The sequence below is a fragment of the Galactobacter valiniphilus genome, from assembly GCF_003575975.1.
GTDB lineage: Bacteria > Actinomycetota > Actinomycetes > Actinomycetales > Micrococcaceae > Galactobacter > Galactobacter valiniphilus.
The window spans coordinates 43,713-59,018 of record NZ_QQXK01000027.1; the positions used below are offsets into that span (position 1 = coordinate 43,713).

A 15,306-nucleotide genomic window follows, 5' to 3' on the forward strand; every position below is an offset into this window, starting at 1 on the left:
TGCGCGCTGCTTTCCGTTGCGAGACGCAGGCCCGCACTCGGCGCTTCCAGGTTCTCGATCCGCCCCCTCTCGGTTGCGCAAGATCAACCTTAGATAAATAGGCAACGCTTGTCTAGCGTTATTTATGCACGACGTCGCGCGGAGACACTTAAAGGCCCCTCACCGTGCGGTGAGGGGCCCTCCGGCGCCCGACGCCGAGCGCCTACCAGCCCTCGCTGAGCACGCGGTCGATCTGGGCCACGGCGAAGTCGGCGGAGGCCTCGTCCAGGCACAGCGGCGGCTTGATCTTGAGGACGTTCTGGCGCTCCGAGGTGGGCTGCACGATGACGCCGAGCTCGCGCAGGCGCTCGCAGATCGCCGCGGTCTCGGCCGCCGCCGGCTCCAGGGTGCGCTCGTCCCGGACGAGCTCGAGCCCCAGGTAGAGACCGGCCCCGTGCACCATCGAGGCCAGCCGATGCTTGGCGACCAGGCCCTGCAGCCCCGCGCGCAGGCGCTCGCCCACGCGCTGCGCATTGCCCTGCAGATCCTCGGCCTCCATGGCGTCCAGGACCGCCTGCCCCACAGCGCAGGAGAGCGGCGAGCCACCGGCCGAGGAGAAGAACATGCCCTCGCGGCCCAGCGCCTCGGCGATCTCGCGGCGCGTGATGACCGCGCCGATCGGGAAGCCGTTGCCCATGGGCTTGGCGATCGTGATGAGGTCGGGGGTCACCCCCTGCAGCTCGAAGCCCCAGAAGTGGGAGCCCATGCGCCCGAAACCGACCTGCACCTCGTCGGCGATGCACAGGCCGCCCTGGGCTCGCACCGCCTCGTAGACGCCGGCCAGGTAGTCCTCCGGCAAGAGCACGCCGCCGGCGTTGCCGAGGACGGACTCGCAGATGAAAGCGCCCACCGGCGTCCCGGTGTCGGCCCACCCGGCCAGCGCCGCGGCGGCGTCCGCCGCGTACCTGGCCCCCGCGTCGTCGCCCGTGTAGGCCCCGCGCAACGGGTGCGGAACGTCGAGCACCTTGACCCAGCCGGGAAGCGACTCGAGCGCATGCGGGGAGTCGTAGGCGCTCGTGGTGACGGCATCTGCGCCGGCGGTCCAGCCGTGATACGCCTCGCGCAGGGCCGCGACCTCGGGGCGGCCGGACGCCGCGCGGGCCAGCTTGAGTGCCAGGTCAACGGCCTCCGAGCCCGAGTTCACGAACAGGACCGTATCCAGGCCCTCCGGCGCGAGGTCCGCGAGGCGCTGGGCATACTCCCCCAGCTCCCGGTAGAGGAAGCGCGAGTTGGTGTTGAGCAGGCCGAGCTGACGCGAGGCGGCGTCTCGCACGCCGGGGTGCGAATGCCCCAGGCCGGCGACGTTGTTGACGAGGTCCACATAGGAACGGCCGTCGGTGTCCACGAGGTGGTGGCGCCAGCCGCGCTCCATCTGCATGGGTTCCTCGTAGTACTTCTCCTGCGCGGAGGACTGCACGGCCAGGCGTGCCGCGTACTCCTCGCTGGGGCTCCTGCCCTCCGGGAGCGGCTCCACGCCGCACCACGGCGCGGGGTCCAGGATGAGCCGGCGCCAGGCACCGGCCTCCGCCGGCCGCACGGCATCCGGGATCCGGGCCGGGTCCTCCGGCGCGGCCGGGCCCAGCCGGAACACGGTGACCGCGCTGCCCGACGGCGCGTGCCCCAGGACGGTGCCGGCGCTCACCGCGCCGGGGCGGACGGGGCGGACCACACCGCGCAGGAGCAGGCGGTCCCCGCTATCGAGGTGGAGCAGGAGCTCTTGGGGCTCGGGCGCGCGTTTCCCCTCCGCGGTGGGGTCCTCCGGGGTGGCCGGGCGGGCGGGCGCCGCCACGATGCCGGGGCCGGGGGCGAGCAGCTCGCGCGGCGTCGAATGCACCACGGTGGCACCGAGCGGGACGCTCGCTCCGCCCGTCGCTGAGTCCACGGGCGTGAGATCCAGGCGCGGGGCGAGCGCGTGGACGTACACAGCGTCGGCCGAGCCGGGGCCCAGCCTGGCCTCGATCAGGCCCTGGGCCGCCCCGGGACGCAACCACGCGCCGTCGGGCAGTTCCTCCGACTCAATGCCGAGGTCCAGGACCGTGAAGCGCGGCGCGTGCGCGTAGAGCGCGCCGCCCGCGGCGGGCGCGCTGGGCGCCACGCCCGCGCGCCCGAGCACGGCGGCCGTTCCCACGGCCAGCGGGACCGAGGTGGCGGCGGCAAAGATCTCCCATTCGCCGTCCATGCGCTCGGCGGCATAGACGTTGTCGCCCTCCAGCCGGGTCTGCTCCCAGCCGCTCGCGATGAGCACGGCGGCGCGCAACACCACGAGCGGCCACAGGGCGCGCAGCTCCGGCTCGTCCAGCCGGAGATGCTCGAGGTAGGCGCTGACGGCCTCGAGGCACGCGAGCGGATCATCCGGGCGGTGGTGCAGGAGCGAGGAGACGCTCACGGCGATCTCGGCGACGCGCCATCCGATCGCCAGGTCGCCCAGGTCGATCACGGCGTGGGCGAGCGGGCGCCCGTCCGGGCCCGGCGCTCCGATGACGTTGTCGTCGGTCAGATCGCCGTGGATGGGCTGGGTGGGCAGGCCGGGCGCCTGCGCCTCGATGGCCTTCCACGCTCCCTCGGCGGCGTCGAGGACCGCCTGGCGGCGGCCGTCGTCCGGGACCGCGCCGGCCAGGCGGCGCACCACGTCGATGCCGCGGCGCAGGTCCCACTGCAGCTCGCGGCGCAGGCCCGGGCCGGCGAGCGGCGCGAGGGCCACGTCCACGCGCCCGGCGAGGTCCCCCACGGAAGCCAAGGCGGCCTTCGAGAGGTAGCCGGCATCCACGAGGGAGCCGCCCGGCAGGTACTCCATGAGGCGCGCGAAATGCGGCACGCCGTCGGCGTCCTCGATGCGTTGCAGGCGCTCACCGTCGGCGCCGGGCAGGAAACGCGCGGCCGGGATGCCGGCGGCGGCGAGGGCCTCGGCGGCGCGGCACTGCGCGTCCAGCTCCTCCTCCTCGAAGACGGCGTTGTCGATCTTGAGCACGCCGGCGTTGGCGCCACCCACGGCCAGGAGGAAGTTGCGGTCCTGGTTGGATCCGAGCTCGGTGGCCGTGGCGTCGAGGCCGAACTGCACCTGCGCCACGCGCGCGGCGAGGGCCTCATCCACGGCGGGGCGCTTGAGGCCAAAGTCGAGCGGCGGCACGGCCCCCGGCACGGCGGGGACGGGCGGCGGAACGCTCGCCTCGGTCGCCGCCGCGGCGGGCGGGGCACCCGGCTCGGGGGTGCGCGGGGTGGTCGGCTGGGTGCTCACGCTGCTCCTCGGCTTGCCTGCTGCTGGTCGAGTCCTGCTGATCCTGTCTCCAGGGCGCGCGGCATCGCCGGGCGCTCCCCCATCGTCGCCGGGTGTGAGCGCGTTCACAAGGGGTGGCGCTAGCGTGGGCGCATGAGCACCGTTCTGGACGCCCTCACCGCCACGCCCGTGGCCGAGCTGGAGCGTCGCGCCCGCGTGCTCGCCGAGCTGAGCCGCACGCCCGAGGCAGCCCTGGGCGGGGCCCGGGTGGTGGGTTGGGAGAACGGCGCCGGGGACAACGCCGCGTGGGTGCTCCCGGGCGACGGGACGGTCCTTGTGCTGGTCCTTGACCACGAGAGCGAGCTGACTCTCTACGTCGAGGACGAGTCGGAGGCACAGCTGCGGATGTACTCCGGCGTGCCGGAGGGGCTGCGCTCCCTGGTGCTGGGCCTGCCGGACGAGTCGGTGTTCCTCGCGCTGGGCCCGGAGTCCGCCGCCGTCGCCTCAGGCGTGGCCTTCCTGCGCGACGGCGTGTGGTCGCTTTCCCCGGGGTTCCTCGCCTTGTGCGCGGAGCGGGGCCTGGATCCGCTCGTGGACTCGGGGCTGAACTTCTGCCTGAGCGAGTACCTGCTGGGGCGGGAGTTTTCGGTTCAGGTGCTCAGCGGGCGCGATCCCGAGGCGCGCTGGGGCGTGGACGCCGCCGGGGTGGCGGCTGCCTTCCGGGCCGCGGGGGCGTAGCCACGCGACGGCGCTGGGCGGGCCCGGGCGGGGTACGCCGTCGGCAGGTGCTGCGGCAGCGGACCTGCCGGCGCGTTGGCCTGCGCTAGCTCAGCGGCAGCAGCTGCAGCGCGCCGACGGAGGCGGGAAGCACGGCCGCGGCGAGGACGCCGCTGCGCAGGATGTGCGGGCCGAGCGCGATCTTCACGCCCGAGGCCTTGCACCGCCAGAGCCACAGGAGCGTCGCGAGCGAGCCCCACGGCGTGACGATGGAGCCGGCGTTCGCGCCGATGAGCAGGGAAACCGCGCGGCCCGTGCCGTCGTCCACGCCGGGCTGGAGGGCCAGGAAGGCCGGCAGGTTGTTGACCAGGTTGGAGCCGAGGGCCCCGACGAACGCGACGCGCAGCTGCTCGCCGAAGCCGTGCCCGTCGCCGAGCAGCGAGGCGAGCCACGCGTCCAGGCCGAGCGGGCCGAGCACGCGCACCACCACGAACAGCGCGAGCACCACGAGCGCCATGACCCACGGGACGCGCAGCTTGCGCCAGGAGCGGCCGCGCTTGGCGTAGGCCACGGTCAGCACGGCAGCGGCGGCCACGGTAGGCCAGGCCGGTTCCACGCCCAGCCCGAACAGCACCGCGAGCGCGACGCACACGCCGCCGGCGAGCCAGAGCATGAAGGGGTCCCGCGGCTTGGGGGCGGCCGGCATGCGGAAGCGCCCCTTGAGCACGCGGGGCCAGAAGACGGCGACGGCCACCACGGTCACGACGCTCGCGGTCAGGGCGGGCAGCCACGTGGATGCGGTGAACTGGCCCTGCAGGGGCGAGCCGTGCACGGCCGAGGAAAGCAGGTTCGTGAGGTTGGAGACCGGGAGAAGCAGGGAGCCCGTGTTGGCGAGCCACACGGCGGTCACGGCAAACGGCACGGGGTCCAGGCGGGCGCGCTTGGCCATGGCAATCGCGACGGGGGCGACGAGGACCGCCGTGGTGTCGAGGCTCAGGACGCTCGTGGTCACGAGGCACAGGAGCACGAGGCCGATCCAGAGCGGCAGCACGCGGCCGCCGGAGAGCCGCAGGAGCGCGTGTCCCGCCACGTCGAACACGCCCACCCGGTCGCAGATCTCCGCCACGAGGGCGATGGCCAACAGGAAGATCAAGACGGGCAGCACGGTGGCCAGGAACTCAAGCACGGCTCAGCATAGGCCCCCGCCCCGACGGCGGCATCCCCGGGCCGGGATGAGTCGCCCTGGCGCGGAGGCGGCGAGCACGCGCCGGCGCCCACGCGCCGCCGTGCACCGCCCACGCAACCCGACGCGAGCGCTCACCCGGCCACGCGCCGTCGGGCACCGGCTCCCGCCCCCTCCCCCGATGCATGCCCGATGTGCGGATGGCGCGAGCGTTTCTCGCGCCATCGCCGCTGTGCGCAGGCATCGCCGTGGGCTGAAAAACGTGTGTGGCGCATCACTCGCATTTCGTATACGATTTATGACATGACCATCACGACGAGCAAGTCGCAGCGCGCGTACGACGCCATCCGGGAGCGCATCCTGGACGGCACGTACACCCCGGGGTACCGCCTGGTCCTCGGCACGCTGGCCGACGAACTCGACTGCTCGGTGGTCCCGGTGCGCGAGGCGATCCGTCGCCTCGAGGCCGAGGGCCTGGTGCACTTCGAGCGCAACGTGGGCGCCACGGTGGCCGCCGTGGATTCCACGCTGTACCTGAACACCATGCAGACGCTGGCCGTGCTGGAAGGCACCGCCACCGCCCTCGCCGCCGCTGTCATTGACGAGCGGGCCCTGGCCAAGGCCCGAGACATCAACCAGCGCATGCGTGAGCTCCTCGGGGCGTTCGACCCCAAGGCGTTCACGCGCCTCAACACCGAGTTCCACGCCGCGCTCTACGAGTGCTGCCCCAACACGCACCTGCTCGACCTGGTGCACCGGGGCTGGACCCGCATGAACGCCATCCGCGTCTCGACCTTCACCACGGTGCCCGGCAGGGCCGCCGCGTCGGTCGAGGAGCACGAGGCCCTCCTCAACTCCATCGCCGCCCACCGGCCGGCACCGGAGATCGAGGCCCAGGCCCGCGCCCACCGGATGACCACGCTGAACGCCTACCTGAACGCCGTGGGCGCCCCGCCCTCGGCCATCTGAACAGCTCCAGCCGGAGCACGGAACACCCTCCCACCAGCAACGGTGCTGGCCACTGTGGTCAGCACCGCGTGAAGCACACATCAGTGAAGAAGAAGGCAGAGAACATGAGCCAGATCTCCGTCCCCGCGGGTCTCCCCGAGAAGCTGCAGCACTACATCGGTGGCCAGTTCGTCGATTCCATCGACGGCGACACCTTCGACGTCCTGGAGCCCGTCTCCAACACCGCCTACATCAAGGCCTCCTCCGGCAAGGTCGCGGACATCGACGCCGCCGTCGCCGCCGCCAAGGACGCCTTCGACAACGGCCCGTGGCCCACCATGCTCCCCCGCGAGCGCTCCCGCGTGCTGCACAAGATCGCCGACATCGTCGAGTCCCGCGAGAACCAGCTCGCCGAGATGGAGTGCTTCGACACCGGCCTGCCGATCAAGCAGGCCCTGGGTCAGGCCCGCCGCGCCGCCGAGAACTTCCGCTTCTTCGCCGACCTGATCGTCGCCCAGCACGACGACACCTTCAAGGTCCCCGGCCGCCAGGTCAACTACGTCAACCGCAAGCCCAAGGGCGTCGCCGGTCTGATCACCCCCTGGAACACGCCGTTCATGCTCGAGTCCTGGAAGCTGGCCCCGGCCATCGCCACCGGCAACACCGTGGTCCTCAAGCCGGCCGAGTTCACCCCGCTCTCCGCCTCCCTGTGGCCCGGCATCTTCGAGGAGGCCGGCCTGCCCGCCGGCGTCTTCAACATGGTGCACGGCTACGGCGAGGAGGGCTTCGCCGGCGACTCGCTGGTCAAGCACCCCGACGTCCCGCTGATCTCCTTCACCGGCGAGTCCGGCACGGGCAAGATCATCTTCGGCAACGCCGCGCCCTACCTGAAGGGCCTGTCCATGGAGCTGGGCGGCAAGTCCCCGGCCGTCGTCTTCGACGACGCCGACCTGGACGCCGCGATCGACGCCACCATCTTCGGCGTCTTCTCCCTGAACGGTGAGCGCTGCACGGCCGGCTCCCGCATCCTGGTCCAGCGCGGCATCTACAACGAGTTCGTTGAGCGCTACGCCGCCCAGACCGACCGGGTGAAGGTTGGCCTGCCGAACGATCCCACCACCGAGGTCGGCGCCATCGTCCACCCCGAGCACTTCGCGAAGGTCATGTCCTACGTGGAGATCGGCAAGACCGAGGCCCGCCTCATCGCCGGCGGCGACCGCCCGGCCGAGTTCCCGGAGGGCAACTTCGTTCGCCCCACGGCCTTCGCCGATGTGGCCCCGGATGCCCGCATCTTCCAGGAGGAGATCTTCGGCCCCGTCGTCGCGATCACCCCGTTCGACACGGACGAGGAGGCGCTGGAGCTGGCCAACAACACCAAGTACGGCCTGGCCGCCTACATCTGGACCAACGACCTCAAACGCGCCCACAACTTCGCGCAGAACGTCGAGGCCGGCATGGTCTGGCTGAACTCCAACAACGTCCGCGACCTGCGCACCCCCTTCGGTGGCGTCAAGGCCTCGGGCCTGGGCCACGAGGGTGGCTACCGCTCGATCGACTTCTACACCGATCAGCAGGCCGTCCACATCAACCTCGGCGAGGTCCACAATCCCGTCTTCGGCAAGCAGGCCTGACCCACTTACCCCTTGAATGCCCGACGGCGGGCGGTCACCTTCACCGCTCGCCCCGCCTACCCCGGCGGCGGCGCCCCGCGCCGCTCCCGCCGCCGAGGCACCCGAGCCGGCCTGCCCGCCGTCGAGCCTTCTTGTCTCAAAGGAGAGAACCATGACTGAGATCGCGAACCCGATCCCCACCCCGTCCATCGCGCCCCCGGACATCCTGCGCTGCGCCTACGCCGAGCTGGTCGTCACCGACCTGGAGGCCTCGCGCAACTTCTACGTTGACGTGCTCGGCCTGCACGTCACCGAAGAGGACGAGAACCAGATCTACCTGCGCTCCTTCGAGGAGTTCATCCACCACAACCTCGTCCTCACCAAGGGCCCCGTCGCCGCCCTGAAGGCCATGGCCTTCCGCGTGCGCACCCCCGAGGACGTCGACATCGCCGAGGCGTACTACAAGGAGATGGGCTGCCGCACCGAGCGCCGCTCCGAGGGCTTCGTCAAGGGCATCGGCGACGCCGTGCGCGTCGAGGATCCGCTGGGCTTCCCCTACGAGTTCTTCTTCGAGACCGAGCACGTTGAGCGCCTGCACATGCGCTACGACCTGTACTCGGTCGGCGAGCTGGTCCGCCTGGATCACTTCAACCAGGTGACCCCGGACGTCCCCCGCGGCCGCAAGTACCTCGAGGAGCTCGGCTTCCGCGTCACCGAGGACATCAAGGACGAAGAGGGCACCACCTACGCCGCCTGGATGCACCGCAAGGGCACCGTGCACGACACCGCCCTGACCGGCGGCAACGGCCCCCGCCTGCACCACGTTGCCTTCTCCACGCACGAGAAGCACAACATCATCCAGATCTGCGACAAGATGGGCGCGCTGCGCATCTCGGACCGCATCGAGCGCGGCCCGGGCCGCCACGGCGTCTCCAACGCCTTCTACCTCTACATCCTGGATCCGGACGGCCACCGCATCGAGATCTACACCCAGGACTACTACACGGGCGACCCGGACAACCCGGTCATCACCTGGGACGTGCACGACAACCAGCGCCGCGACTGGTGGGGCAACCCGGTGGTTCCGTCCTGGTACACCGAGGCCTCCCTCGTCCTGGACCTGGACGGCAACGTCCAGGAGGTCATCGAGCGCACGGACGACTCCGAGCTGGACGTGACCATCGGCGCCGACGGCTTCTCCTTCACCCGCGCGGGTGACGAGGACGGAACCTACCGCGGCCAGGCCTCGAAGGGCTTCAAGCTCGGCAACCAGGTGTGATCGGCGCTTCGCGCTGAACCTGGGCTGCTGTCCATGACGGGAGGGCCCCGTCGCTGCGTTCCCCTTGCGGGGGCGTGGCGGTGGGGCCCTTTCGCGTGCGGTCGGTGATCTGCGGTGCTCGTGGGGCGATTCTGGTCCGCTTCCGTGCTAGCACGTGGTTCTGGTCCGATTCTCTGTTGAAAAGGGGCGATTTCGGGCCGAATCAACACAAAATCGGACCGGTTCCGGCTGTGCGCCTGCCGCGGCCGTTCCCCTCACACTGGCGGCTGACCATCCGGCCGTCCCCAGGGGGCGCCGTCGCGGACGCGAACGGAGAGCTGCGGCGGTGGACTGGGCCCATGACCATGCATCCGGCGACCGCTGCGCACCACCCTCCTGGGCCTTTGCTGTTGGTCAACTCCGCCAACACGGGGAACACCGTGCTTCGGAGGCTGGCCCGGACCAGCCTCGTTCGCCTCTACCCCGGCCAGTACACCGAGTTGTCGGCATGGCTCGAGGCGAGCGCCCGTGCCAGGTATGAGCTCCAGCTCGAAGCGCTGCGCCACCACTCGAACCCCGTGTTCTGCTGTGAGAGCGCGCTAGCGGTCCACGGGATCGCGACCTTTGGCGTGCCGCGACGCATCACGACGCTCGCGCACGGCGGCCGCCACGGGCTGCAGTCGGAGACCCAGCACCTCGTCAACGGGGCTGCCGTCTCGCTCCCCGGCTTTGTGCCGCATGTCCGGCACCGCCACGAAGGCATCTCGCAGCTCACGACTTCCTGGGCCAGCTCCGTTCCCGCCGCTCACGCTGGCGCGCAGATCCTCCTGCGGGCGCCGCTCACGCACGCCCTGACCGTCTCAGACGGTGCCGCCCGGTCCGGGGAGTGGGCCCAGGCCGCGGTGGCGGCCGAGATCCGCACGAGCAGGCCCGGCCCGCGCCGCAACCGCGCCCTCCTGCGGCTCGAGGCAGGGCGGGCCGGCGCCCAGTCCCCCGCCGAGTCCGGTTCGCGCGCGGTGATCCTCGGTGCCGGTTTCCCGGAGCCCGAGCTCCAACACCGCTTCGAGGACGAGCTCGGGTTCGTTGCGCAGGTCGATGCCTGGTGGGACCACCTACGCCTAGTGGGGGAAGTGGACGGCGAGGTGAAATACACGAACCCGGCCATGACCAACGGGCGCGGACCCCTGGACGTCCTCCGTGACGAGAAGCGCCGCGAGAACCGCCTCCTCGCCCAAGGCATCCAGCTGCGACGGTGGGGCTGGGCGGAGATCGTTCACCCCGAGCGCCTCATCGCGCTGCTCGGAGCGGCCGGTCTCCGGGCGGACTCACGCGCGGTCCTGCACTGAGTGCCGCGGGCCAGGCTCCCGCCAGCGTCAGCGCCGGAGGCGAGGCCAGTGTGGGACCGGGCCGACGCACGGGCCGTGCGAGCGAGCGCAAGAGTGGGCGGCCGCCCCGCAGATCTGCAGTCCAGCAAGTCAACACTGTTGACAACAGTGCTGACGCGAGGCTAGCCTCAACACCAGACCGTGTCCCGCGTCACACAAGGAGCCCTCCGTGCCCGCGCCCCTGCACTACGCCACCGCCACCGACCTGCTCGCCGCCTACGCCGACGGCAGCACCACGCCCACCGCCGTCGTCGAGGCACTGCGCGCCCGCATCGCCGAGGCGGAGGGCACCGTCAACGCCCTCACCCCGGAGGTACTGGACGTGGACGCCGCCCTCGCGGAGTCGGAACGCCGCTGGGCCGAGGGCACGCAGCGCCCGCTCGAGGGCCTGCCCGTGGTTCTCAAGGAGGAGCAGCCCATCGAGGGCCACTCCGCCACCGAGGGCACCCCGCTCTTCAAGGACGTCATCGCCGAGGAGACCCACCCCCTCATCACGCGCATCATCGAGGCCGGCGGCATCCCGTTCCGCCGCACCACCACCCCGGAGTTCTGCATCGCCGCCTACACGCGCGGCCAGCTCTGGGGCATCACGTGCAACCTGTGGAACCCGGACTACGGCGTGGGCGGCTCCTCGGGCGGTTCGGGCGCGGCCCTCGCCGCCGGCTACGCACCCCTGGCCACCGGCTCCGACATCGGCGGCTCCACGCGCATCCCCGCCTGCTTCAACGGCGTCGTGGGCTACAAGCCGCCCTTCGGCCGCAACGCGGCGCTTCCCCCGTTCAACGCCGATTCCTACTGCACCGACGGCCCCATGGCCCGCAGCGTCGCCGACCTCGCGCTGCTCCAGAACGTCATGGCCGGCCAGGAGCTCTCCGACCCGATCAGCCTCCCCGCCCCGGCGCCGGTTCGCGCCGACGCGGGCCTGAGCGGCCGCACCGTCGGCCTCGTCACTGCGATCGGCGACTACGGCTTCGAGGACGAGGTCATCGCCGCCGTCCGCGGCACCCGCGCCTGGCTCGAGGCCGCCGGCGCCACGGTCGAGGAGGTCGCCCTTCCCTTCACGCACCGCCAGATCATGCAGATCGCCTGGACGCACCTCGGCTCCATCATGATGCCGTTTGTCGCGGACGAGATCGGCGAGGATAACTTCCATCTCCTCGAGCCGTACACGCGCCAGGCCCTCCGCCTCGCGCAGGAGGCCGTCGCCGACCTCGGGCAGCTCGGCGGCCTGCTCGGCGAGGCCGAGGTGCAGGGCGTCCTCGGCACGCTCTTCGAGCGCTACGACTCGCTCGTCGCCCCCATCTCCGGCACGGTCGGCCTGCTCGCCGACGAGTACTACGAGCACGGCATCAGCATCGCCGGCGAGGACTACTCGAGCCACATCGAGTCGTTCCCCACGGTCATCTTCAACATCGCCAACCGCTGCCCGGTCATCTCGGTGCCGGCCGCTCGCTCCGGCGTCGGCGTGCCGATCGGCGTCCAGGTCGCCGCGCGCCCCTACGACGATCAGACCGCCTTCTCCGTCGCCGCCGCGATCGAGGCCGGCCGCGGCGCCTGGTTCGGCAGCGAGGAGCACACGCCGGGCCTGGCCGTGCCGGCCGGGAAGTAACGCACGACGGCGGGCGGCCGGGCCGGTTGCCCGGCCGCCCCTTTCGCGCGTGGGCCGGGCAGGCGAGACTGGGCACATGGTTGCCGTCACCGTCGCCCAGCTCCCGCTCGTGATTGGCGAGCGCGAGCACAATCTCTCCCTCGCCGCGGAGGCCGTGCTGGCCGCTCCCCGCGGGATCGTGGTCCTGCCGGAGCTCCTGAACTCCGGCTACTGCTTCCGCGACACCGAGGAGTCCCGCGCCTTGGCCGAGCCGCTGGACGGCCCCAGCGTCCGGGCGTTGACCGAGCTCGCGGCCCGCACGGGCAGCACGCTCGTCGCCTCGCTCGCGATCCTCGAACCGGCCGCCGGCCCCGGCGTCGCCTCGCAGTCCGAGCCCGCGAGGCCCCCGGAACGCGTCGTCAACGTCGCGGTCGTCGTCGAGGCCGAGGGCATCGTGGGCCGCTACACCAAGGTCCACCTCTGGGCCCGCGAGCCGGAACACTTCGTGGCGGGAACCGACCTCCCTGCCCTGGTCCCGAGCCAGTTCGGGCGCCTGGGCCTCATGGTCTGTTACGACCTGGAGTTCCCCGAGTTCACGCGCATGGCGGCCCTCGCCGGCGCCGACCTCATCGTTGCCCCGGTGAACTGGCCGCTCGAGCCGCGCCCCGAGGGCTCGCGCGCCCGTGAGCAGATCGTCGTGGAGGCCGCCGCGCGTCAGAACCGCGTCGCCTTTGCCGTCTGCGACCGCACGGGCGCCGAACGGCTCGGCGAGGGGGTCGGCTCCGATTGGGTGGGCGGCTCGATCATCGTGGGTCAGGACGGCTTCCCCCTCACCCCCACCGCGTACGGCCGCCCTGCACTCCTGAGCGCCGAGGTGGACCTGGAGGCCTCGCGCGACAAGGCCCTGGGCCCCTTCAACGACGTGGTCAGGGACCGCCGTCCCGAGGTCTACGGCTTCTAGGGCGGAGCACCGAGCGGCCTTCGCTTGCAGTGACGCCCCGGCCTCCCGAGGCTGGTCCGAAAAGACGTCGATGACGGGCTCACCACCGGACCTACTGGTCAGTACGCGGACAAGAAGAGGGCGCGGAGGGCGAAGGAGACGGAGGGGGCGGTGGGTCCGAAGGCGGCGCCAGCGTCGTCGTTCACCGCTCTGCACGCAAATGTCCTACATTTGATGCATGACCTCCCCCACGCGCGGCTCCGCCGTGCTCTCCACGCTGCGCTCGCGTCTCAAGGACGGCACGTGGCCCGTCGGCACGCGCCTGCCCGGCGAGCACGAGCTCGCCGCCGAGCTCGGCGTGGGCCGCAACACCGTCCGCGAGGCCCTGCGCACCCTCGTCAACGCCGGCCTGCTCACGGCCCGCCGCGGCGACGGCACCTACGTCATCGCCACCGACGAGCTCGAGGCGGCCCTCGCCCGCCGCGTCGACAGCGAGGAGGCGCACCGCGTCCTCGAGGTCCGCGGTGCCCTCGAGATCGAAACCGCGCGCCTCGCCGCCACCCGTGCCACCGAGGCCGACCTCGCCGACCTCCGCGCGCTCCTGGCCGAACGCACCGACGCCACCGCCCGGCACGACGACGCGGCCTTCCTCCGCGCCGACCTTGCCTTCCACGAGGCCGTGGCGAGGGCGAGCGGCAACGAGCTGCTTCTGGAGCTCTACCTCGGTGTGGACCGCGCCGCGACCTACGCCCGCGAGCGCCGCCCCGGCGGGGCGACCCCCGGCAAGGCGACCCCCGGCAAGGCGGCCCCCGCCACCTCAACCCCGGAGCCGCACGCCCTCGTCTGGGCCACCGAGGACGTGCACCGCGACCACGACCTCCTCCTCGACGCGATCACCGCGCGCGACCCCGAGGCGGCGGCCGCCGCCGCGCGCCACCTCATCGAGGCCTCGCACCGCATCCTCGACAGCCCGGGCGCGCACACGGCCCCCACCGACCACCCGGAGCGCACGGCATGAGCCCCGTAGCCCAGACCGCCGGCACCGTGCCGTCCTCCCCGCGCGAGCCGGGAGAGCGCCTCGTCCGCCCGGCCCTGCTCCTGGCCGGCATCCTCCTCCTGGCCGCGAACATGCGCGCTCCCATCACGGTCGTCAGCCCGCTGCTCGGCACCATTTCGGAGGAACTCGCCCTGAGCTCGGCCACTGCCTCGGTGCTCATTTCCCTGCCGCTGCTGTGCTTCGCCGCCTTCTCCCCGCTGGTCCCGCGCCTCGCGCGCCGCTGGGGCATCGAGGGCACGCTCGTTGCCGCCCTGATGCTCCTGTGCCTCGCGATCGTGGTCCGCTCCCTGCCCTGGACGCCCGGGCTGTGGCTCGGCACGGCGGGCATCGGCGCCTCCGTCTCGGCGATCAACGTGCTGCTCCCGAGCCTGCTCAAGCGCGACTTCCCCACCCGCATCGGCCCCATGACGGGTGTTTACAACGCGGTGCAGTCCACCTTCGCGGCGGCCGCCTCCGGCCTTGCGGTCCCGCTCGCCGGGCTGCCCGGCTGGAGCTGGCGCACGGCCATTGGCATCACGCTGGGCTTCGCGCTCGTCGGCCTGGCCGTCATGCTCCCGATCCTGCGGGCCGCGCTGGCCGGGCGGGCCGCCCGCCGAGCCCTCACCACAGATCCACTGCCCGACGGCGTGGGGCCGGGTTCCACCGCCGGCGGCGCCACCGCGCCGCTCGCCGCCGGAACCACCAGCGACGCGGCCGGCGCACCGGCCCCGCCACGCCCCAGCACCCCGGTCTGGCGCAGCACGATCGCCTGGCAGGTCACGGCCTTCATGGGCGTGCAGTCGACGCTCTTCTATTCGATGCTCACCTGGTGGCCGTCGATCGAGCGCGACGCGGGCCTTGACCCCGTCACGGCCGGCGTGCACATGGCCCTGCTGCAGCTCTCCAGCATCGGCGGCAATCTGCTCACGGGCGCGCTGCTGCGCCGCGTCGACGCGCGCTGGGTCACGATGCTTCCGCAGCCGCTCATCATCATCGCCTTCGTGGGGATGCTGACCGCCCCGGACGCCGCCCTGCTCTGGAGCGTCTGCTTCGGCTTCGCGGCTGGCAACAACATCGTCGCGGCGCTCTCGCTCTTCGGCGCGCGCACGCGCAGCCACCAGAGCGCGGCCGCTGTCTCCGGGATGGGTCAATCGGTCGGCTATCTCGCCGCGGCAGTGGTCCCCGCGGCGCTCGGTGTCCTGCACGATGCCACGGGCAGCTGGACGCCCGTGCTCTGGGTGCTCTGCGGGCTCGCCGCCCTCACGGCACTGCTCGGCTGGTTCGCGGCAGGCAAGCGCCAGCTGGACTAGATGTATTGCCCCGCCAGGTTGGGTACGCGGCTGGCGGGGGTGGAGCCCTTGAGTGATGTGTGGCCGCGGTGGTGATTG

11 protein-coding genes are annotated in these 15,306 nt (G+C 72.1%); 9 read left to right on the forward strand and 2 right to left on the reverse strand.

What is annotated here, in order from left to right; translation table 11 throughout:
- Positions 1 to 202 precede the first annotated feature (202 nt).
- A complete protein-coding gene (locus DWB68_RS12640; protein WP_233548803.1) occupies positions 203 to 3,274 on the reverse strand; it encodes an aminotransferase in 3,072 nt (1,023 codons plus the stop codon).
- A gap of 132 nt (positions 3,275 to 3,406) precedes the next feature.
- On the opposite strand from DWB68_RS12640, the gene DWB68_RS12645 reads away from it, so the two are divergent.
- Positions 3,407 to 3,991: a hypothetical protein gene (locus tag DWB68_RS12645; protein ID WP_119425487.1), complete on the forward strand. Its 585-nt coding sequence runs from the start codon at positions 3,407 to 3,409 to the stop codon at positions 3,989 to 3,991.
- 85 nt (positions 3,992 to 4,076) lie between these two features.
- Here the strand turns inward: DWB68_RS12645 and DWB68_RS12650 are convergent, their stop codons facing one another.
- Positions 4,077 to 5,156 (reverse strand): SLC13 family permease, encoded by a 1,080-nt coding sequence (locus DWB68_RS12650; protein ID WP_119425488.1) that lies wholly within the window; start codon positions 5,154 to 5,156, stop codon positions 4,077 to 4,079.
- 300 nt (positions 5,157 to 5,456) lie between these two features.
- Between DWB68_RS12650 and DWB68_RS12655 the strand changes: the two genes are divergently transcribed.
- The 8 genes from DWB68_RS12655 to DWB68_RS12690 all read left to right on the forward strand — a co-directional run bounded on the left by DWB68_RS12655 (position 5,457) and on the right by DWB68_RS12690 (position 15,228).
- On the forward strand, positions 5,457 to 6,122 hold the full coding sequence (locus tag DWB68_RS12655; protein ID WP_119425489.1) for a GntR family transcriptional regulator: 666 nt from the start codon (positions 5,457 to 5,459) through the stop codon (positions 6,120 to 6,122).
- 104 nt (positions 6,123 to 6,226) lie between these two features.
- On the forward strand, positions 6,227 to 7,732 hold the full coding sequence (gene hpaE / locus DWB68_RS12660) for a 5-carboxymethyl-2-hydroxymuconate semialdehyde dehydrogenase (RefSeq protein WP_119425497.1): 1,506 nt from the start codon (positions 6,227 to 6,229) through the stop codon (positions 7,730 to 7,732).
- Positions 7,733 to 7,892: 160 nt separating this feature from the next.
- Positions 7,893 to 8,990, forward strand: a complete 1,098-nt coding sequence (gene hpaD, locus DWB68_RS12665) for a 3,4-dihydroxyphenylacetate 2,3-dioxygenase (RefSeq protein ID WP_119425498.1) — start codon at positions 7,893 to 7,895, stop codon at positions 8,988 to 8,990.
- Between the two features lie 338 nt (positions 8,991 to 9,328).
- A complete protein-coding gene (locus DWB68_RS12670) occupies positions 9,329 to 10,315 on the forward strand; it encodes a hypothetical protein (protein ID WP_119425490.1) in 987 nt (328 codons plus the stop codon).
- 208 nt (positions 10,316 to 10,523) lie between these two features.
- Positions 10,524 to 11,963, forward strand: coding sequence for an amidase (locus tag DWB68_RS12675; RefSeq protein ID WP_119425491.1), 1,440 nt, complete (start codon positions 10,524 to 10,526; stop codon positions 11,961 to 11,963).
- Between the two features lie 76 nt (positions 11,964 to 12,039).
- Complete coding sequence (locus DWB68_RS12680) at positions 12,040 to 12,903, forward strand: nitrilase-related carbon-nitrogen hydrolase (RefSeq protein ID WP_119425492.1); 864 nt, start codon at positions 12,040 to 12,042, stop codon at positions 12,901 to 12,903.
- 217 nt (positions 12,904 to 13,120) lie between these two features.
- Entirely contained in the window at positions 13,121 to 13,900 is a 780-nt protein-coding gene (locus tag DWB68_RS12685; protein ID WP_119425493.1) for a FadR/GntR family transcriptional regulator, read from the forward strand.
- A complete protein-coding gene (locus tag DWB68_RS12690; RefSeq protein WP_119425494.1) occupies positions 13,897 to 15,228 on the forward strand; it encodes an MFS transporter in 1,332 nt (443 codons plus the stop codon). The genes DWB68_RS12685 and DWB68_RS12690 overlap by 4 nt, the downstream gene beginning before the upstream one ends.
- Positions 15,229 to 15,306: the final 78 nt, after the last annotated feature.